This window comes from Nocardioides sp. Root682 (assembly GCF_001427795.1).
GTDB lineage: Bacteria > Actinomycetota > Actinomycetes > Propionibacteriales > Nocardioidaceae > Nocardioides.
This window is the reverse complement of sequence record NZ_LMHJ01000001.1, coordinates 1,959,200-1,978,074: the sequence shown is the minus strand read 5'-3', so window position 1 is coordinate 1,978,074 and position 18,875 is coordinate 1,959,200. Positions and strand designations below refer to the sequence as shown.

Sequence of the window (18,875 nt, the reverse complement as noted above, 5' to 3'; positions counted from 1 at the left end):
CGCGTACCGTCATCGACGCTCGCTCGTTGGCAGAGTGATCGGGGTCACTTCGCGGTGCCCGGAGGAGTGTCCGGAGAAGGGGAGATCGGTCGTGACGATGCAACGACGTCAGGAGCCGGAGGCGGGCGGCCCGGAGGCGGGCAGCCCGGAGGCAGGCAGCCCGGGGCAGCGTGTCGGCCTCGCGCTGGTGGCGGCCCTCGCCGTGATCGGATCGGCCCTCGCCATCCCCGTCGCCACCGGCGGCGGTACGACGACCATGGCCGTCGCCGCGGAACAGGCCCGGTCGGACCGTGGCCTGCCCCACGACGACGCGATGCTGCCGGCCCACGACCACAACGATCCGGCCACGAAGAACGACGTTGCCCGCGGCCTGGCCGTCGGCGAGAACGTCATCGATCCCACGACCTCGGTCGAGCGGACCGCCGCGGAGGCCTACGTCGAGCGCGAGCGTGCGCTTCCCGACCCGCCACTGGTCAAGGTCCGGGCCTACCCGCCGCGCCGGAGCGTGCCGGGTGACCGCTACGCGATGGCGGGTGGTTGCTACACCCTGCAGACCGCGTCCGGGCGCTACGTCACCCGGACCGGCACGGCGCTCGCGGTCGCCGCGGTGTCCCGCACGTCCGCCGCGACCTTCTACTTCAAGGCGACCCGCCTCGGCGGCTACCTGCTCCACGCCCAGTCCGGCGAGGTGACGCTCGCATCCAACGGTTCGGTGGCGATCGCGGCCAAGCCCGGCCCGGCCGCCGACTGGACGGCCACCCAGGTGAGCGGCGGCTTCCGGTTCCAGATCGCGGCCGACAAGCAGCTCACGGTCCTGTCGGGCGGCAAGCTCGGCAGGAGCAGTGCGGGCACGCCCTTCCGCCTCGCCCTCGCGACCGGCTGCCCCGCCTACCCCGAGGCGGCGATCAACATCACCGGCGATCCGCACGCCGGCGCGTCGTCGTACCAGGAAGTCCGCGGGTTCGTCGATGCCCACACCCACGGCATGGCCTTCGAGTTCCTCGGCGGCAAGGTGCACTGCGGGCGTCCATGGCACCAGTACGGCGCGCCGTACGCGCTCGTCGACTGCGCCGACCACACCCTCACCGGCGGCAAGGGCGCGCTGCTCGAGGCACTGCTGTCCGGAGAGGCGTCCCACGACCCGGTCGGCTGGCCGACCTTCAAGGACTGGCCGGCGCCGGAGTCACTGACCCACGAGGGCACGTACTACCGCTGGCTCGAGCGGGCCTGGCGCGGCGGGCAGCGGTTGTTCGTCAACCTGCTCGTCGAGAACAACAAGCTGTGCGAGCTCTACCCGCTCAAGAAGAACTCCTGCGACGACATGGACTCGATCCGGCTGCAGGCCGCCGACATGCTGAAGATGCAGTCCTACATCGACGCCCAGTTCGGTGGCCCGGGCAAGGGCTTCTACCGGATCGTCAAGGACCCGTTCGCGGCCCGGAAGGTGATCAACTCCGGGAAGATGGCCGTGGTGATGGGGATCGAGACCTCCATCCCGTTCGGCTGCACCTACAAGAAGCTGCTCGGCGCCGACTTCCCCGCCTGTACGGCGGCGGAGATCGACGCGAACCTCGACGAGATGCACGCGCTGGGTGTTCGCCAGATGGAGCTGGTCAACAAGTTCGACAACGCCCTGGCCGGCGTCGCGGGCGACAGCGGCGAGGTCGGCGTCGTCGTCAACGCCGCCAACTTCCTCGAGACCGGGTCGTTCTGGGCGATGGAGCACTGCGAGCCCGCCGACGGGGAGTCCGCCGACAACCCGCAGATCACCCTGCCCGACATCAGTGCAGGGCAGCAGGACGCGCTGTTCGGCGCGGTCGGACAGCTGCTCGGCCTGCTGCCGGCGCTCCCGCTGTACCCGCAGCCGGCGCACTGCAACAAGCGCGGCCTCACCGACCTCGGCGTGCACACGATCAAGGGCTTGGCCCAGCGGAAGATGGTGTTCGACCCCGACCACCTCTCGGTGAAGGCGCGCGCGGCGTCGATGGACGTGATCGAGGCGCTGCGCTACCCCGGCGTGATCTCGAGCCACTCGTGGTCCACCCCCGACACCTACCCGCGGATCTACAAGGCGGGCGGCTTCATCACGCCCTACGCCGGCGACTCCACCGGATTCGTGGACAAGTGGCGGCGGCACCTCGGCTGGGCCGATCCGCGCTACTACTTCGGCTTCGGTTTCGGCGCGGACATCAACGGTCTCGGCGCGCAGGGCAGTCCCCGCGGCGCCGGCGTGACCAACCCGGTCCGCTACCCCTTCACGGGTCTGGGCGGTGTGACCATCGGCAAGCAGCAGGCCGGCCAGCGGACCTGGGACATCAACGTCGACGGGGTCGCGCAGTACGGCCTCTACCCGGACTGGGTCGAGGACCTGCGCAAGGTCGCCGAGAAGCAGCACGCCGGCGACGGCGTCAAGATCGTCGACGACATGGCGCGCGGCACCGAGGCGTACCTGCAGATGTGGGAGCGGACATCCGGGATCAAGCCGGACTCGTGCCGCAACGCCGCACTGCGCCGGAGCACGGGCACGGTGAAGCAGGCGGTCAAGGTCGGCATGACCACACGGTCGGTGTTGAAGGCCGTCGGTCAGCCCTACCGGCGCCGCGGGTCGGCGTACGTCTTCTGCGCGAAGACGTCGACCCGGTCCCGGGTGCCGGTCAAGGTCACCTTCTCGCCCGCCGGAAGGGTCACCTCCCTCACCTTCTCCTGAGGCGATCGTCACGTCGGCAGGGAAGTTACCGACCGGTAAGATGACCGGCGCGAGCCTGCTGTGGGCGTCGCGGGTAAGGGTTGCCTTTCATCCGCGAAACCGCTCCATGGCAATAGGCTCGACGCGCGCACTCGTGTGTGCACGCTGAGCCCCCTGTGGACGAGGAGCTGTTGGACATGTCCTTCCAGACCATTGCGATCGTGGTGTCACTGGCGGTCTCGGTCGTCGCCATCGCGCTGACGACCCTTGCGGTCCGTTCGATGCTCGGCGTGATCCGCCGCGGCCAGCCCGCGCCCGGCCGTGCCGGCAACCCGGTCGGCCGCACGGTGACGATGGTCAAGGAGACCTTTCTCCACACGCGCATGTTGCAGTGGACCTGGGTCGGCATCCTGCACTGGTTCGCGTTCGCCGCGTTCCTCTTCCTCTCGACCGCCGTTGCCGCGGCCTTCCCGCAGCTGTGGGATCCCGAGTGGACGATCCCGCTCATCGGCAAGTGGGTCGTCTACGAATGGACCGCCGAGATCCTCGGCCTGCTCGGCACGCTCGGGATCATCCCGCTGATCTACTACCGGCTCACGCACCTGCCCTCGAAGCTCGGCCGCAAGAGCCGCTTCTTCGGCTCCACCATGTGGCAGGCCTTCTTCGTCGAGGCGATGGTGCTGCTGGAGAGCTCCGCGATCCTCTTCATCCGCGGCGCCGAGTACAACCTGGCCAAGCTCGAGGACCCGCACCACGCCACCGCCGGGCACTTCCCGATCTCCCGGGCCTTCGGCGAGCTCTACTCGCAGACCGACCCCGACACGATCAAGAACGTCATCTTCGGCATCGCGATGTTCAAGATCGTCTCCGCGATGATCTGGCTGATCGTCATCTCCACCAACCTGACCATGGGTGTGGCCTGGCACCGTTTCACCGCCTGGTTCAACATCTGGTTCAAGCGTGAGGACAACGGCGGTACGGCGCTCGGTGCCGTGAAGCCGCTGACGGTCGGCGGCAAGCCGATCACCCTCGACGACGTCGATGACCTCGACGAGGACGCCGTCCTCGGCGCCGGCTCCATCTGGGACTTCTCCTGGAAGGACCTGCTCGACTTCACCACCTGCACCGAGTGCGGACGCTGCCAGTCGCAGTGCCCCGCGTGGAACACCGAGAAGCCGCTCTCGCCGAAGCTGATGATGATGGCGCTGCGCGAGCAGGCGTACGCCGCCGCCGGTGGCGTCGATGGTGCGGCCGACAAGGTCCTGATCGGCAAGGCCGACGAGGCCAACGGCGAGTGGTTCTACAACCCCGAGGGCGGCGACTTCGTCATCGACGAGGACGCGCTCTGGGCCTGCACCAACTGTGGCGCCTGCGTCCAGCAGTGCCCTGTCGACATCGAGCACGTCGACCACATCGTCGACATGCGTCGCTACCAGGTGCTCGTCGAGTCGAACTTCCCCTCCGAGCTCAACGGCCTGTTCAAGGGCCTGGAGAACAAGGGCAACCCGTGGAACATGTCGCCCACGGTCCGCCTCGACTGGGCCAAGGGCCTGCCGTTCGACGTCAAGGTCGTCGGTGACTCGATCGAGACGCTCGACGAGGTCGACTGGCTGTTCTGGGTCGGCTGCGCCGGCGCCTACGAGGACCGGGCGAAGAAGACGACCCGCGCCGTGGCCGAGCTGCTCGACCTCGCAGGTGTCTCCTTCGGCGTACTCGGCAACGGCGAGACGTGCACCGGTGACTCCGCGCGCCGCGCGGGCAACGAGTTCGTGTTCCAGGGCCTGGCCCAGCAGAACATCGAGACGCTGACCGAGGCGCGGGCGAAGAAGGTCGTCTCGACCTGCCCGCACTGCATGAACACCCTCAAGAACGAGTACCGCGAGCTCGGCATCGAGCTCGAGGTCATCCACCACACGCAGCTGCTCAACCGCCTCGTGCGCGAGGGCAAGCTGACGCCGGTCGCTGACGGTGCCGGAGCCCACCAGCGCAAGGTCACCTATCACGACCCCTGCTTCCTGGGCCGGCACAACCAGGTCTACACGCCGCCGCGCGACCTGCTGGAGATCCTGCCCGGCGCCGAGTTCGCCGAGATGGAGCGCAACAAGGAGAAGTCCTTCTGCTGTGGCGCCGGTGGTGCCCGCATGTGGATGGAAGAGACCATCGGCGAGCGGATCAACCTCAACCGCACGGCCGAGGCCGTCGGCACCGAGGCCGACCAGATCGCCGTCGGCTGCCCGTTCTGTCGGGTGATGATCTCCGACGGCCTCACCAAGATGCAGGCCGACGGCGAGGCCCGCGAAGAGGTCGAGGTCCTCGACGTCGCGCAGATGCTGCTCGCGTCGGTCAAGGGTGAGCAGGCCACCAAGCTGAAGCCCGGCGAAGGTACGCCGGTGGGTGCGCCTGCTGCGAAGGCCGCTCCGGCTGCTGCTGCCCAGTCGGTCGAGACCAAGGCCGAGCCCGAGTCGGGTGACGTCACCATCACCGAGGACACCGTGGTGAAGACCGAGGACGTGGGTCCTGCGGCCGAGGCCTCCGGCGGATCCTCGATGTTCGACGACCCGGGCTCGATGTTCGACACGCCTGCCCCGGCCGCGCCTGCCCCGGCTGAGCCGAAGCCCGCCTCGAGCGGTTCGCTCTTCGACGACGCCGGCTCGATGTTCGACACCCCGGCGCCCGCTGCTCCGGCCCCGGCGTCTCCCGAAGCCCCCAAGGCCGAGGAGGCGAAGCCCGCCTCGGGTGGATCGCTGTTCGATGGCGGTGGGTCGTTGTTCGACACGCCTGCGCCGACCGAGGCCAAGGCCGCTCCGGCTGCTCCGGCTGCTCCCGCTCCGGCCAAGGCCGAGCCGGTCGCGGACCTGGGCGCGGGTGGCTCGCTGTTCGACGTCGCCCCGACCGAGACGGCCGAGCCTGCGCCCGTACCTGCGGCGGACGAGCAGAAGGTCGAGAAGGCAGAGGAGCCGAAGGCTGCCGCACCTGCGTCGACGCCGTCGGCCGAGATCCCCTCCGGTGGGTCGCTGTTCGACATCGCCGCTCCCGAACCTGCTGCCCCGGCTGCCGCCCCGGCGACGCCCGAGCCGGTGGCCGTGACCGAGTCGGACGACACCGCGGGTGAGGCTCCGCTGCCGGGACCGACGCCCGAGGCCGAGCCGGTCGAGGTGGAGGCGCGTGCGGAGGAGGCGGCAGCCGTCGAGGCCGCGCCCGCTGCGGCGCCGGCCGTCGTGTCCGGGGCAGCTGAGGCCAGCACGCCCCGTACCGACGTCGACATCAGCTCGGGTGGCTCGCTCTTCGACATCGCCGCCCCCGAGGCCGCCGCTGTCGACCGCCCGGCCCCCGTCGCCGCGCCGGTCGAGGAGCCTGCTGCTGAGGAGGCTGTGGTCGAGGAGGCCGAGCCCGAGCCGGCCTCCGAGCCGGAGCCGGCCTCCGAGCCCGAGGTGGTCGAGCCGGCTGTCGAGGAGCCGGTCGCCGAGGAGAAGCCCGCCCCGGCGGCTCCCTCCGCCCCGGCCACCCCCGCCGCACCGCCGGTGTCCTCCGGCGAGGCCCACCAGCCCCGCACGGATGCCGACATCAACGAGACGGGTTCGCTCTTCGACCTCTGATCGACCGCCGATCAACAACGGGGAAGTTCTGATCAACCTGCTTGATCAGAACTTCCCCGTTGACTGGTTCTGGGCTCCTGTGAATTCGGAACGCAGTCCGGGCAACGCGTCGGGACACCCTTCCAGCCCCTGAGCTGGAACAACCGACCGAGCTTGGCGGCCGTCGAGCAGGGCCGTCCCATTACCTGTCCGTATCCCAGCCGCACGGTGTCCTCGCGATCGAGGGCCGCGTCCAGGTCGCGCTCGAGGTCACGGTCCCGGTCCGCGGGGGAGTCGTGTCCCAGGAGGCCGTCGAGTTCGACGATCTGACGCCAGCGAGGTCGGCTGCCGCCGTACACGACGTCGCGATACATGCGCCGGCCCTGGGGGTTGAGCGCGACCACCTGACGCAGTCCGGGCGGCAGGCCGTGCGCCCGCTCGACCCGGGTGAGGTAGGCGTGCTCGAGGACGGAGCAGGTTCCCTCCGCTACGTCGGAAAGCACGGCAGCAAGCCAGGCACGACGCCTGAGCCGGGGGATGCTTGCCGCGCACGCGAGCAGCCGCACTGCCGTCGTACGACGCCCTGCGCACGCGTCGGTCAGGGCAGCGATGGCGGCAAGCTCGTCCTTGGCCGCGTCGGCGATCGTGATGATCGCGTCGTCGTAGCGCATCCGGGGCGGGCTGAGGTTCCACTGGACCACCTGGTCGATCCGGCGCACCCGGGTGACCGTCACGCCCGCTGGGGGTTGGACCTTGCGGTCATGCGCGACCACCAGCTCGATCGGCGCGTCGTCCCTGACGAACCTGCGACCGGGGCCTTCGTGTGCGCGGCGTGCGGACTCGCCGCTGAGGGCTGCCGGCCAGCAGGCGAGGACCGCCGCCCACGCACGTTGGCGCCAGGTCAGCGGTCCGTTGTGGATGACGTAGACGCCGTCGTGAATCGGGACCCAGTCGCGCCGTCGTATGCGCTTGGCCACGGCGGTCGGCGTCAGTCCGCACTTGATGGCCTGACGTCGGCTGATGACGCCGTCCTGATCGTCGAGGAGCGTCGCGAGATGTTGCATTGTGGCGACCTGCCCGCGGCTTCAGGGTCTGACACGTCGCTCGGCGTTGCCTGTGGATGACCGTGGTCCCGCCCGTTCGGAACCAACACGAGGGCCTCGGCGGTCACACTGGGTGACACCGATTCAAGGAGCCCAGTGGACTTCAGCGCTTACGTCGCGGAACGGCGTCCGCGGCTCGTGCGGACGGCGGTGCTGCTGGGCTGTCCGCGCGCGGATGCCGAGGACATCGTGCAGAGCGCGCTGTTGAAGTGCTACCGCTCGTGGCGCAAGGTGGTCCGGGCCGACCATCCCGACGCCTACGTCCATCGCGTCCTCGTCACGACGTTGTACGACGCCCGCAAGCGCCGTTGGAACGGCGAGCTGCCGACCGAGGAGCTGCCCGAGTCACCCACTGCCGATCCGCAGTGGGCCGAAGGCCTGGCCGTCCGCAGAGCCCTCGCCGCCATGAGCGTCGACCACCGTGAGGTGCTCGTGCTCCGTTACTTCGCCGACCTGTCCGAGCGGGAGACCGCACTGGCGTTGGGTGTCGCGCCGGGCACGGTCAAGTCCCGCACCTCACGGGCGCTCGCCGCGCTCGCCCCTCTGGTGGAGGCCACCGATGCCCACTGACGACGTGACCGAGCAGCAGGCACGCGACCTGCTCGCGCGTGCCGCCGCGACCATCACCCTGATCGAGCCGGCCGCGCTGACGCTGACCGGACTGCCCGAGCCGCGCCGTCGGCGGGTGCGCGGGCTGCTCGGCGTCGCCGCCGCTGTCGCCCTGATTGCGGGAGCGGCCGTCGTCGTCGAGCGGTTGGTCGACGAGCCGTCCCCGGCCGTGACCGGTGAACCGGTCGAGCGGCCGCACACCTACCCGGCCGACCAGGTGCCGTCGTACCTCGGCTTCGACCGGGACGCTGCGGTGGCCGACCTCGAGAGCAGGGGGCTGCGGGCGAAGGTGGTGGAGGAGCCGGACGGGTGCCAGCCCAGCGGCGTGGTCTGGGGTTCCATGCCCCCAGCCGGTGCAGTTGTCGAACCGGGCGACACGGTCGTCGTCCGGGTCTACGCGGCTCAGCAGGTCATTGACTGCGACTCGCCGGGCTTCCTTGGCTGGAGCATGGTGCGGTTCGCCCGGGGGCTCGATGAGGCGCCGGAGTTCGCCGACAGCGTGACGCTCACGACGCCGGGGGGAGCGAGCCGGAAGGTCGCGGGAAGTGCGCTGCGGGACCGCAGGTCGCCGCTGTGGGTGGTCTGCGACGCCGGCGAGTGTCACTCCGCGATTGCTGCGCTGGAGGAGCTCGTCACCACCCCGTTCACGTCGGGCGGCCACCCGGTGTCGCCGTACGTCCGTCTCGACGCGCTCAGCCAGTTGTGCAGGAAGAAGTCCTCCAGCGACCTTGCCCTGACGGTCGAGGTCAACACAGACGGCGTTGGCATCTGCCCGCGGAAGGCCGTCTGGCTGACCTTCGACGGGGACGGTCACATCTCCGGCCTGGAGCTGAGCATCCCGGTGGAGGACCCGCCCGCCGAGGCCGTCGAGCCCCCGAAACCGACGGAGCCCCGTCGGGAGTCCGCCGAGCAGTTCGTGGCCTGGGCCCGGGGCACGGGCGGCGCGCCTGACTTCGCCGACAGCGTGCGGAACCTGGGGCCCGGATTTGTGGGCGACCCCAACACCGAACCCGAGAGTCGCGAGTACTGGTCGGGCTGTTCAGGGCTCGGGTTCCCCGACTGCGGCATCGACCCGATCGCGTCGCTGCTGCACGACCCCTCCGAGATTGTCGCGTTGGCCGGGCGCTTGCAGTGCCCGTGGTCGGAGGAGCCGAACCCCGACCCCATTGCCGGCGAACCGATCGGATTGCCAGCACGCTTCCTGACTCCCGGGGCGGAGGCCGACGCGGTGCGGCTCCAGCCCGTCGGCGCCGCTGGCTGTGCGGAGGGAACATTGATCAACCTGTGGATCCACCCTGACGGGGAGATCTATGCCGTCGCGCTGGTGCTCCCGGTCACGCCACCCGCTCCGTGACGCCATGATGCCTTGACAATGACGTCACTATGACGTCATAGTGATGCACATGGACATCACCCCCTTCGTCGAGAGCCTTCGACGCGACCTCCTGGCCGCTGCGGACAGCGCCGGCCCCGAGGCCCGCGAGATCGCCGAGCGGCTCGGGTACGCGCTCGATCCCGCCGTACGGCTCGCGGTGATGGAGGCGATCAGCCAGGCCGCGTCCGAGATCACGGCGGCCATGTCGAGCGGGAGCGTCGACGTACGACTGGACGGGCGCGAGCTCGACTTCGTCGTCGATGCCGGGATGCGTCCGGAGCCGCCGGCCCCGCCGCCCCCGCCCGCCCCGCCGCTGCCCCCGGGTGCCGAGGAGGAGGGTCTGGCGCGTGTCAGCCTCCGCCTCCCGGAGTCCCTCAAGGCCCGCGCGGACGACGCCGCGGCGCAGGCCGGCCAGTCGCTGAACACCTGGCTGGTCAGCCTGATCCGCGGCGCCACCCGCGACGGCGCGATCCACGTCGACGTCGACCTCACGAGCCTGCCCTTCGGTGGCGACTTCCCCTTCGGGGGCAAGCGCGGCAACCGGCGGATGACCGGCTGGCTCTGACCGCCAGCTCGCCGTTCCCCCCACACCCAGACCAGACCAGGAGCACGCCATGTCCGAACCCGTCACCCGCGTCTTCGACACCCCCACCCCTGTCCACCTGTACGTCGAGAACGGCTCCGGCCGCGTCGTCGTCACCACGTCCGACCGCACCAGCACGGAGGTGCGGGTGCACGGTGCCCGCGCCGCCGAGGTGACGGTCCTGGAGGAGGGCGACCGGATCAGCGTGATCGCCCCGAAGAACCGCACTGGCTTCTTCGGTGGCGACCAGCACCTCGACATCGAGATCAATGCCGGCGAGGGCAGCCACCTGGTCGCGAAGACCGGTAGCGCCGACCTGTCCGTGTCCGGCCCGCTGGGCGACGTCCGCCTCAAGAGCGGGTCCGGTGAGGCCGTGCTCGACCAGGTCGACGGCGTCCTCGTCGTCGACACCGGTTCGGGCAACGTCCGGATCGCCGGCGCCGCGGGCGACCTCAAGATCCGCAGTGGCTCCGGGGACGTGGCGCTGGACCGGACCGGTGGATCGGCCTCGATCTCGACCGGTTCGGGGGACATCCGGATCGCCCATGCCCGGGGCCCGGTCGTCGTGAAGACCGGATCGGGTGACCTGGAGATCGGCGAGGCCGAGTCCGACGTCGCGAGTACGACGGCCTCGGGTGACGTCCTGGTCCGGGCCGCCCACCGCGGCAAGATCAGCGCCAAGGGCGCCTCGGGCGACATCTGCGTCGGCGTACCCGTCGGCACGCCGGTGTGGACTGACGTCAGCACGCTCAGCGGCCGGATCACCTCCACGCTCCAGGCCGTGGGTGAGCCCGAGCCCGGCGCCGACCACCTCGAGCTGCGTGCCACGACGTTGTCGGGCGACATCGCGCTCGTCCCCGCCTGACCAACTGAACCAACCTGAGCCGAACCCACGAAAATCCAAGCACGAGAGGAGGAACGCCATGTTCGAGATGCTCACCGAGACCCGGGTCCGCCAGGACCTCGACGACCGCATGCGCCGGGCTCGTCAACGCCGCCTCGTGGCCCGCGTGAAGTCCGCTCGCCGCAGGCCTGACCGCCTGGCGTGACGACTGTCACGGGTCCGTCGTTGTCCCTGGAGATTCCAGGGAGAGGGACCCCCATGACTTCAGTGTTGCCCCGCGCCGCCGCGGCCGTACTCACCGCCGTGCTCGCCACAGCCACCCTGCTGCCGGCGGGTACGGCGTACGCCGCCCCCGCGCAGCCGGCCACGAACCGTGTCGCCGCGGCTCCCGTGCTGCCGCAGCTGGCACCTACGCCCTGGAAGCCCCGGGGTGAGCAGTACACGGCGACCGTCACCACCAAGGACATCCCGATCGTGATGGACGACGGCGTCGTCCTGCGTGCCGACCTGGTCCGGCCGGCGGGCCTCCTCGGCAACCCGGTCACCACGAAGCTGCCGGTGATCGTCACGATCACCGCCTACAACAAGACCGTGATGGCCTCGGGTGGCGGCGGCCTCGCCGGCTCCGGACCGGACTACCTCGTGAAGCGCGGTTACGCGCAGCTCACGGTGGACGCCCGCGGCACCGGCTCCTCGCAGGGCCAGTGGGGCGCATTCAGCGCGCGCGAGGGCAAGGACGCGGGCGCGATCATGGACTGGGCGGCGTCCCAGCCCTGGAGCAACGGCAAGACCGGCATGACCGGGCCGTCGTACATGGGCATCTCGCAGCTGTTCGCGGCCGCCCACCAGCCCAAGGGCCTCAAGGCGATCTTCCCGCAGGTGCCCGCCGCGGATGTCTACCGCGACGTGGTCGCCTCCGGCGGCCAGATCGACGTGGGCTTCATCCCGCTGTGGCTGGGCCTGGTCACCGCGACCGGCGTGATTCCTCCGGCGTACGGCGCGCAGGAGCCCGCCGCGGGCCTGAAGATGGCCCTCGACCACCTGAAGGGCGGCCTCAACTTCACGCTCCCGCTCGCCCTCAAGGCCGTGCTCGGCGGCGAGCCGGCCTACGACGGTCCGTTCTACGCCGAGCGCTCGCCGATCTCGGTCATCGACAAGGTGAAGGTGCCGACGTTCCTGATCGGTGGCGAGTACGACCTGTTCCAGCGGGGGACGCCGCTGGACTTCGAGCGGCTCCAGAAGAACGGCGTGCCGGCCAAGTTCATCCTCGGGCCGTGGGACCACCTGCAGGGCTCGTCGGGCGCCGAGGTCGCGAAGGCTGGCTATGGCACCCTGGCCGAGCTCCAGCTGCGCTGGTTCGACCACTACATCAAGGGGATCGACGGCAAGCTCGACGCGATCGCGCCCCTCACCTACTTCGAGCAGGGCTCGGGAGCCTGGGTGAAGAAGAGCAAGTGGATGGACACGGATCTCACCGCCAGGAAGTACGCCCTGTCCGGGACCTCGTCCGCGGGCGGAAAGGCCGGCACCCTCACGACCGGCACCCCGGCCGCCGGCAAGTCGATCGTGCCGGCGCTGCCGGTCACCGGGCTGTGCACGCGTTCGGCGAACCAGTGGACCGCCGGTGTCGTGAACCTGCTGCTCCCCGGCCTGCCGTGCTTCCACGACAACAAGCTCAACGACCTGGGCGGCCTGACCTTCGACACCGTGCCGGTGAGCAAGGCCGTACGGATCCAGGGCCCGATCAACGCCCGTCTCTACGCCTCGTCGTTCAGCGGTGACGGGATGTTCTCGGTCGCGATCGAGGACGTCGCGCCCGACGGGAAGGTCAGTCGCCTCACGGGCGGCTGGCAGGTGATCTCGCACCGCGCGCTCGACAAGACCAGGTCGCGCTACCTCGGCGGCCAGTTGCTCCAGCCGTACCACCCGTTCACGAAGGCGGCTCAGAAGAACCTCGCCGGCGGCGAGATCGCACCTGTCGACGTCGAGGTGTTCCCCACCGGTGCGGTGATCCAGCCGGGCCACCAGCTGCGGATCTCGGTGCAGGCGTTCGACGTACCGCACCTGCTCTCGCCGCTGTCCGCGCTGCTTGCCCAGCTGGTTCCGACGACGGTCCACACCGGTCCGGCGTACCCGTCCGCGATCACGCTGGCAGTGCGCTAGGAACGCATCGAGACGCCCTCGCGCCAGTAGCCCATGAACGCGACCTGCTTGCGGTCCAGGCCGAGGTCGTTGACCAGCTTGCGCCGCAGGCCGGTCACGACCCTGGACTCGCCGGCGATCCAGGCGTAGAGGCCGGCGTACGGCGCCTGGCCGGTGGGCACGGCCGTCGCCTCGGCGACCGCCTCGCCGGAGGAGGAGTAGACAGGGGTCTCCCACAGGTCGGGGTCGATCTCGTCGTCGGCCACGGTCAGGGCCTCGGTCGGGGCCTCGCCCGTCAGGTGCGCGAGTACGGCGGCGTGCAGTGCCTCGCCCCGGGCAGCGCCGTTGCGGGGGAGCCACGTCAGCGTCACGTCGTTCGGCATCGTGACGTCGCTCGAGACGTCGCCGTCGACGGGTACCTCGACGAAGGCGGCGCCCGACGCGTCGGCGGGAAGGTCGCGCAGGATGCCGCGGATGGCGGGCAGGGCGGTCTCGTCGCCGACGAGGAGGAGTCGGGTCGCCTGGCCGGGGGCCCACTCGATGCCGCCGAAGTCGTGGCCGCGTCGCGGCGCCATCAGCACCAGTCGCTGTCCGACCGCGGCCTGCTGGGCCCAGGCGTTGCCTGCGCCGTCGAGGGCGTCGCCGTGCCCGTCGGCGTCAGGGCCGTGGTGGGCGTGGGTGACGATGTCGACGACCAGCCGGGTGTCTGCGCCCTCGCCGAGCACGTCGCGCACGGTGTAGGTGCGCATCGAGCCGCGCTCGTCCTCGGGGATCTCCATCCAGCTGGTCCACCACGACTCGTCGGCACCGGTGAAGTCCGGCAGGTTCCCGGCCGCGTTGGGGAAGATCACCTTGATGCGCTGGTCGTGGACCGGCCCGTCGACGCCGAACTCGGCGAGCGCGCTGCCGCCCAGCTCGATCCGGACGAACGAGGGGGAGACCCCGTCGACGCGTCGTACCTCGACCTCCGTCAGCAACAGCGGGAGGGTGGCGACGTACTCGTTCTGATCCGTGGACATAAGGGCAGCCTAACCTAGGCTGCCCTTACTTCGGATGTCCGTCCTAGATGGGTGTGCGGTGGAAGGACTGGAAGGACCGCGAAGGCGTCGGGCCGCGCTGGCCCTGGTAGCGCGAGCCGTACTTCTCCGAGCCGTACGGGTGCTCGGCGGCCGAGGACAGCCGGAAGAAGCAGACCTGGCCGATCTTCATGCCCGGCCACAGCTTGATCGGCAGGTTGGCGACGTTGGCGAGCTCGAGGGTCACGTGGCCCGAGAAGCCGGGGTCGATGAAGCCCGCGGTCGAATGGGTCAGCAGTCCGAGTCGGCCGAGCGAGGACTTGCCCTCGAGTCGCGCGGCGACGTCGTCGGGGAGCGTGACGACCTCGTAGGTCGAGCCGAGGACGAACTCGCCCGGGTGCAGGATGAACGGCTCGTCGCCGATCGGTTCGATCTCGCGGGTCAGGTCCGCCTGGTCCTCGGCCGGATCGATGTGCGGGTAGCGGTGGTTCTCGAACACCCGGAAGAACCGGTCGAGCCGCACGTCGATGGACGACGGTTGCAGCATCGAGGGGTCGTAGGGGTCCAGGGCGATTCGGCCGGCGTTGAGTTCCGCCGTGATGTCGCGGTCGCTGAGCAGCACGACGGCACCCTACCCGTGTTGGGACTGCACGCTGCGGGGCGCACAATGCTCAGGTGACTTTTCAGAAGTACGTCGCCCTGGGCGACTCGTTCACCGAAGGCGTCGGCGACCCCGACCCGGCTCGTCCCAACGGCCTGCGCGGCTGGGCGGACCGGACGGCCGAGGTGCTCGCGGCCGACGCCGCGGCTGCCGGTGCCGACTTCGGCTACGCCAACCTCGCCATCCGCGGCCGCAAGCTGCCCGCGATCGTCGCGGAGCAGGTCGACGACGCGATCGCGCTGCAGCCCGACCTCGTCACGATCCACGGCGGCGGCAACGACGTACTGCGGCCGAAGGTCGACCTCGACACCCTGGCCGCCGACTACGACGCAGCCGTCGAGCGGCTGACCGCGTCGGGAGCCCACGTCGTCATGTTCACCATCGCGGATCCCCGCGACAGCGGCGTGTTCCGGCTGATCCGCGGCCGGTTCGCGATCTTCAACGAATGGGTGCGCGAGATCGCCGATCGCCACGACGCCACCGTGGTCGACATGTGGCGGATGCGCGGCTGGACCCCGGCCGAGGTCTTCGACGAGGACCGGCTCCACCTCAACCCCGTCGGGCACCAGCGGATCGCGATGGCCGTGCTCGACGCGTTGCGGGTCGAGCACACCCTCGAGCCCCTGCCGCCGATCGAACTGCCCGTGCTCTCCACGCGTGAACAGCGACAGGCGAACCTCACCTGGGCGCGCACCCACGTGGCCCCGTGGGTGCACCGCCGGGTCACCGGCCGCTCGTCCGGTGACACCGTGGAGCCGAAGCGTCCGGCCCTCGAACCCATCGGGTAGCATCCTCAACGCTTCGGGAGACCGAGGCATGCGGACGTAGCTCAGTTGGTAGAGCGCGACCTTCCCAAGGTCGATGTCGCGAGTTCGAATCTCGTCGTCCGCTCCGCTGCTCCTCCCTGTACTCCGGTTGAATGGGCCCATGGCCAGCTCGGAGCCTCCCCCCTTCACGTTCGACCCGCGACCACGTCGTCCCGTCACCCTGGCTGTCGCGCAGCTGATGATGCTCGTCGGTGGGGTGGCGGCCGGGTACGGCATCGGCTGCACGATCATCGACGCCAACGGCCACGGTCCGGCGTCGTACGTCGCCGGTGACGAAGCCGGTCTGGCGACCATCGGCGGCTGCGTCCTCGCCGTGCTCGGCCTCGTCGCCTGGTCGCTCCTGGTCGACAGCCATCCGCTCGAGTTCGGCGAGTGGCACGCCTTCGGGACCCTTGGCCTGTCCGCCGCTCTCGGTCAGCTGTTCGCGGTCACCGAGCTCGACGTCGACGGCAGGTACGTCGCGGCGGCGGGCGTCGCTGCCACTGTCGGGGTGGCCGCGTTGGCCATCGGTGCCACCCGCGTCGCGGCGCGTCGTCGCAGGTTCGCGCACGAGGTTGCCCTGATGGGGCGGGGTGTTCCGGTCGACGCGACCGTCGTGGACCCGGGTTGGGAACCGGACGACTTCGGTGAGGCGAGCAACGTCATCACCACGTCCACGTTCCGCTTCGTGGGTCCGGGCGGGGCGTCGTACCTCGTCCGCCGACGGGTGACGATCCCCTCCCGGGCGCCGATCGAGCAGGGCCAGCACACCACGGTCTGGTACGACCCGGACGACCCGATGAACGACAAGGCGATGGTCGTCGGCATCCAGCACGCGCTGCGCTGGAACGTCCCGGTCCCCGTTCCTGCCACGCGTGGTGTCGTCGGCCCCTGGGCTGCCGGGCATGGCTGAGTCCGCCGGCTTCCCCGCTGCCTTCGATGTCTACGGCGGTGCGGACCTCCGGGTGGAGCCGGACACCCACCAGGCCTGGGTCGGCTTCGTCTTCTGGTGGACGAGGTGCATTCCGGTCTGGATCGTGCTCGCGACCGTGGCCGCCGCCTCCGGCGAGTTCCATCCCCTTGAAGCATTCGGCGTACTCCTGCTCCTCATCGTGCCGATCGCCGTGCTGATGGGCACCCTCGCGACGTTGTCGTGGGGCCTTGGCCCCGGGCGGATCTCGTACGTCGTGCACGACGGAGACCTGATGGTCTGTCGGGGCCACAAGGTGCTCAAGCGCTTTCCGTGTGCGGGCATCACGCATCTGGAGATCGACGACGCGATGACGTGGAAGGCACTGCTGTTGCGGAACTGGCAGACCGCTCCCTGGCCCAGCCTCGTGATCGACCGCAACGACTGGCCGACCACGCGGCTGCTCGTGGGCCCCAAACGTCAGCGCCGCATCCTGCTGTGGGGGAAGGAACGCGCTCGCCGCGCGGAGGCCGACCTGCGCAGGGCGGTCACCTTGTCGGGCGCGACCCTGACCGACACGGGCGACGCATAGGCTTCCGGGCATGGCTGAGTTCACCGGGTTCCCCGTCGCGGCCCTCGACTTCTACGACGACCTCGAGGTCGACAACACCAAGTCGTTCTGGGACGCGCACAAGGCCATCTACGACGAGAACGTGAAGGCGCCGATGGTGGCGCTCACCGACGCGCTCGGGCAGGAGTTCGGCGCTGCCAAGGTGTTCCGGCCGTACCGCGACGTGCGCTTCGCCAAGGACAAGACGCCGTACAAGAACCACCAGGGTGCGTTCGTCGGCGTCGGCCCGGCCACCGGTTGGTACGTCGAGGTGGCGGCACCGGGCGTCCGGATCGGCGGCGGCATCTACGAGGCCTCAGGTCCTCGGCTGGCGGCGCTGCGCGAGGCGATGGCCGACGACAAGTCGGGCCCGGCGCTGCAGAAGATCCTGGCGACCCTGGAGCGCGGTGGCTTCGGGATCGCGGGCGACACCTTGAAGACCGCGCCCCGCGGCTACGACAAGGACCACCCGCGCATCGACCTGCTCCGGATGAAGACGGTGCTCGGCATGAGGGAGTACGGCTTCGAGCCGTTCATCCACACCGCCGAGCTGCTGGACCGGGTGCGTGCGGACTGGCGGCGACTGCGTCCGCTGGTCAACTGGATCGCCGACGCCACCGCCGTCTGACTGGGATAGTCCCGGGTCAAAAGCACCGCGGCACGCGGGGTTTCGGTGCTTTTGGCCCGGGACTACCGCGATCAGCTTCAGGCCGGCGTGAAGCTGGCCATCGTCCGGTCCGGCTCCCAGAACGCCTTCATCGACTTCACCCGGCCGTCGTCGTGGATGACGTAGACCATGATCAGGTCGGTCACCGCGGACGACCCGTCCGGGAAGGTGGTGCGGATCTGGCCGATGTTGGCGCACGTGTTGCTGCCCGGGTTGGCGAACGAGTCGCTGATCGTGAACTCGAACTTCGCGATCGGTGCGATGGCCTTGTCCCAGAAGGCCGAGATACCGGCGTGCCCGCGGTGTCCGGCGCCCTCGGGGTCGAACATCGACGGACCGACCGGGTCCTCGAGGACCGCGTCCTCGGCGTAGACGGTCAGCCACTCGGCCAGGTCGCCCCTGGCGACGGCGGAGTACGAACGCTGGGAGGCGGCGCGGGCCGGGTGCGGGTCGTTGGGCGCGTTCCAGACGATGGCGTCGGAGGTGATCATGGGGGGATCGTAGACCGAATCTAGAACGTGTTCTAGTGGCGGACCGCACATGCAGCGCACGCCCTCCGGCCACCAGCGGTTCATGTCGCGCTCACCGGCCCCTGCGACCGTCAGGACATGCCCAAGAAGCACAAGGCGTGGATCCACGTCGGGATGGCAGGCGCTGCCGATGCGATCGAGCCTGCCCTCGCCCACCACCACGAGGCGCTCGTCGAGCTCGGCGTCGCCTCCGTCGCACAGACGCCCGCGGAGAGCTTCCGTGCGGCCGTTGAGCTCACCCGCTCCCACAAGGCCTGGGGCCTCAAGCGCAGCGACGTCGAGGGTCAGTGGACCCGGATGGTCCGCCGCGCGCAGAAGTCCCGCGCCGATCTCGTGTTCAGCCAGCCGCTGCTCGCCACCGCCACGGCGGACCAGATCGCCCTCCTGATCGATGCCCTCGCCAGCCACCAGGTGCACGTCGTCGTGACCACCGGCCTGGACGACGAAGCCGACGTCGTCACGCGGTGGTCGGCCGCCGTACGCAAGCCCGAGCGGTTGCACGTCATCGAGACCGACGGCATGGACCCCGCCCACGTGTGGAAGGCCTTCGGCAAGGTCGTCGGCTTCGGTACGGCGTCCCTGCGACTCGACGCGGTCCCGCAGGCGGCGCCCGCGGTGCAGTCGTTGCCCGAGGCGATGCGCGAGCTGGAGAAGCTCGCGCGCCGCAACGCGTCGCTCGAGGTCCGGCTCGAGGAGCTCGACCGCAGGCGCCGCAAGCTCAAGCGCAAGCTCGGCAAGCTGGACGAAGTCGCCTGAAC

17 protein-coding genes and 1 tRNA gene are annotated in these 18,875 nt (G+C 70.1%); 14 read left to right on the top strand and 4 right to left on the bottom strand.

Annotation, left to right across the window (positions count from 1 at the left end; genetic code table 11):
- The first annotated feature begins 91 nt into the window (after positions 1–91).
- Complete coding sequence (locus tag ASD84_RS09395) at positions 92–2,707, top strand: hypothetical protein (RefSeq protein ID WP_056709411.1); 2,616 nt, start codon at positions 92–94, stop codon at positions 2,705–2,707.
- Between the two features lie 176 nt (positions 2,708–2,883).
- Positions 2,884–6,282: a (Fe-S)-binding protein gene (locus ASD84_RS09390; protein WP_056710862.1), complete on the top strand. Its 3,399-nt coding sequence runs from the start codon at positions 2,884–2,886 to the stop codon at positions 6,280–6,282.
- 32 nt (positions 6,283–6,314) lie between these two features.
- Here ASD84_RS09390 and ASD84_RS09385 read toward each other — a convergent pair whose 3' ends face one another.
- Positions 6,315–7,325, bottom strand: coding sequence for a type IV toxin-antitoxin system AbiEi family antitoxin domain-containing protein (locus tag ASD84_RS09385; protein ID WP_056709409.1), 1,011 nt, complete (start codon positions 7,323–7,325; stop codon positions 6,315–6,317).
- A gap of 135 nt (positions 7,326–7,460) precedes the next feature.
- On the opposite strand from ASD84_RS09385, the gene ASD84_RS09380 reads away from it, so the two are divergent.
- Genes ASD84_RS09380 through ASD84_RS09360 form a run of 6 tightly spaced genes read left to right on the top strand, consistent with a single transcriptional unit; the run spans position 7,461 to position 12,938 of the window.
- Positions 7,461–7,934, top strand: a complete 474-nt coding sequence (locus ASD84_RS09380; RefSeq protein WP_056709407.1) for a SigE family RNA polymerase sigma factor — start codon at positions 7,461–7,463, stop codon at positions 7,932–7,934.
- Complete coding sequence (locus ASD84_RS09375) at positions 7,924–9,327, top strand: PASTA domain-containing protein (RefSeq protein ID WP_056709403.1); 1,404 nt, start codon at positions 7,924–7,926, stop codon at positions 9,325–9,327. The genes ASD84_RS09380 and ASD84_RS09375 overlap by 11 nt, the downstream gene beginning before the upstream one ends.
- A 49-nt stretch (positions 9,328–9,376) precedes the next feature.
- Positions 9,377–9,913 (top strand): toxin-antitoxin system HicB family antitoxin, encoded by a 537-nt coding sequence (locus ASD84_RS09370; protein WP_056709401.1) that lies wholly within the window; start codon positions 9,377–9,379, stop codon positions 9,911–9,913.
- A 49-nt stretch (positions 9,914–9,962) separates the two neighbouring features.
- The gene (locus ASD84_RS09365; protein ID WP_056709399.1) at positions 9,963–10,796 is read left to right on the top strand and encodes a DUF4097 family beta strand repeat-containing protein; all 834 of its coding nucleotides are present in this window, start codon (positions 9,963–9,965) and stop codon (positions 10,794–10,796) included.
- 58 nt (positions 10,797–10,854) lie between these two features.
- Complete coding sequence (locus tag ASD84_RS26005; protein WP_268788465.1) at positions 10,855–10,980, top strand: hypothetical protein; 126 nt, start codon at positions 10,855–10,857, stop codon at positions 10,978–10,980.
- Between the two features lie 53 nt (positions 10,981–11,033).
- On the top strand, positions 11,034–12,938 hold the full coding sequence (locus tag ASD84_RS09360) for a CocE/NonD family hydrolase (protein WP_082573247.1): 1,905 nt from the start codon (positions 11,034–11,036) through the stop codon (positions 12,936–12,938).
- On the opposite strand, the gene ASD84_RS09355 is transcribed toward ASD84_RS09360, so the two are convergent.
- Both ASD84_RS09355 and dcd read right to left on the bottom strand, forming a co-directional pair.
- On the bottom strand, positions 12,935–13,936 hold the full coding sequence (locus tag ASD84_RS09355) for a siderophore-interacting protein (RefSeq protein ID WP_056709394.1): 1,002 nt from the start codon (positions 13,934–13,936) through the stop codon (positions 12,935–12,937). The genes ASD84_RS09360 and ASD84_RS09355 overlap by 4 nt on opposite strands.
- A 43-nt stretch (positions 13,937–13,979) precedes the next feature.
- Complete coding sequence (gene dcd / locus ASD84_RS09350; RefSeq protein ID WP_056709392.1) at positions 13,980–14,555, bottom strand: dCTP deaminase; 576 nt, start codon at positions 14,553–14,555, stop codon at positions 13,980–13,982.
- Between the two features lie 53 nt (positions 14,556–14,608).
- Here dcd and ASD84_RS09345 point away from each other — a divergent pair, with 53 nt between their 5' ends.
- The 5 genes from ASD84_RS09345 to ASD84_RS09325 all read left to right on the top strand — a co-directional run bounded on the left by ASD84_RS09345 (position 14,609) and on the right by ASD84_RS09325 (position 17,548).
- Positions 14,609–15,382 (top strand): SGNH/GDSL hydrolase family protein, encoded by a 774-nt coding sequence (locus ASD84_RS09345; protein ID WP_056709390.1) that lies wholly within the window; start codon positions 14,609–14,611, stop codon positions 15,380–15,382.
- Between the two features lie 30 nt (positions 15,383–15,412).
- Positions 15,413–15,485 (top strand) — tRNA-Gly (locus tag ASD84_RS09340).
- Between the two features lie 36 nt (positions 15,486–15,521).
- The gene (locus ASD84_RS09335) at positions 15,522–16,313 is read left to right on the top strand and encodes a DUF3592 domain-containing protein (RefSeq protein ID WP_056709388.1); all 792 of its coding nucleotides are present in this window, start codon (positions 15,522–15,524) and stop codon (positions 16,311–16,313) included.
- On the top strand, positions 16,306–16,902 hold the full coding sequence (locus tag ASD84_RS09330) for a hypothetical protein (protein ID WP_156391715.1): 597 nt from the start codon (positions 16,306–16,308) through the stop codon (positions 16,900–16,902). The genes ASD84_RS09335 and ASD84_RS09330 overlap by 8 nt, the downstream gene beginning before the upstream one ends.
- A gap of 10 nt (positions 16,903–16,912) precedes the next feature.
- Positions 16,913–17,548: a DUF2461 domain-containing protein gene (locus ASD84_RS09325; protein WP_056709384.1), complete on the top strand. Its 636-nt coding sequence runs from the start codon at positions 16,913–16,915 to the stop codon at positions 17,546–17,548.
- 77 nt (positions 17,549–17,625) lie between these two features.
- Here the strand turns inward: ASD84_RS09325 and ASD84_RS09320 are convergent, their stop codons facing one another.
- Entirely contained in the window at positions 17,626–18,078 is a 453-nt protein-coding gene (locus tag ASD84_RS09320; RefSeq protein WP_056709382.1) for a nuclear transport factor 2 family protein, read from the bottom strand.
- 117 nt (positions 18,079–18,195) lie between these two features.
- Between ASD84_RS09320 and ASD84_RS09315 the strand changes: the two genes are divergently transcribed.
- Positions 18,196–18,873, top strand: a complete 678-nt coding sequence (locus ASD84_RS09315) for a hypothetical protein (RefSeq protein WP_056709380.1) — start codon at positions 18,196–18,198, stop codon at positions 18,871–18,873.
- The last annotated feature ends 2 nt before the right edge of the window (positions 18,874–18,875 follow it).

Coding starts and splice junctions, on each gene's coding strand:
- ASD84_RS09315 (WP_056709380.1), top strand. CDS start 18,196: ATGCCCAAGAAGCACAAGGCGTGGATCCACGTCGGGATGGCAGGCGCT.
- ASD84_RS09335 (WP_056709388.1), top strand. CDS start 15,522: ATGGCCAGCTCGGAGCCTCCCCCCTTCACGTTCGACCCGCGACCACGT.
- ASD84_RS09390 (WP_056710862.1), top strand. CDS start 2,884: ATGTCCTTCCAGACCATTGCGATCGTGGTGTCACTGGCGGTCTCGGTC.
- ASD84_RS09360 (WP_082573247.1), top strand. CDS start 11,034: ATGACTTCAGTGTTGCCCCGCGCCGCCGCGGCCGTACTCACCGCCGTG.
- ASD84_RS09330 (WP_156391715.1), top strand. CDS start 16,306: ATGGCTGAGTCCGCCGGCTTCCCCGCTGCCTTCGATGTCTACGGCGGT.
- ASD84_RS09365 (WP_056709399.1), top strand. CDS start 9,963: ATGTCCGAACCCGTCACCCGCGTCTTCGACACCCCCACCCCTGTCCAC.
- ASD84_RS09375 (WP_056709403.1), top strand. CDS start 7,924: ATGCCCACTGACGACGTGACCGAGCAGCAGGCACGCGACCTGCTCGCG.
- ASD84_RS26005 (WP_268788465.1), top strand. CDS start 10,855: ATGTTCGAGATGCTCACCGAGACCCGGGTCCGCCAGGACCTCGACGAC.
- ASD84_RS09370 (WP_056709401.1), top strand. CDS start 9,377: ATGGACATCACCCCCTTCGTCGAGAGCCTTCGACGCGACCTCCTGGCC.
- ASD84_RS09355 (WP_056709394.1), bottom strand. CDS start 13,936: ATGTCCACGGATCAGAACGAGTACGTCGCCACCCTCCCGCTGTTGCTG.
- ASD84_RS09325 (WP_056709384.1), top strand. CDS start 16,913: ATGGCTGAGTTCACCGGGTTCCCCGTCGCGGCCCTCGACTTCTACGAC.
- ASD84_RS09385 (WP_056709409.1), bottom strand. CDS start 7,325: ATGCAACATCTCGCGACGCTCCTCGACGATCAGGACGGCGTCATCAGC.
- ASD84_RS09320 (WP_056709382.1), bottom strand. CDS start 18,078: ATGATCACCTCCGACGCCATCGTCTGGAACGCGCCCAACGACCCGCAC.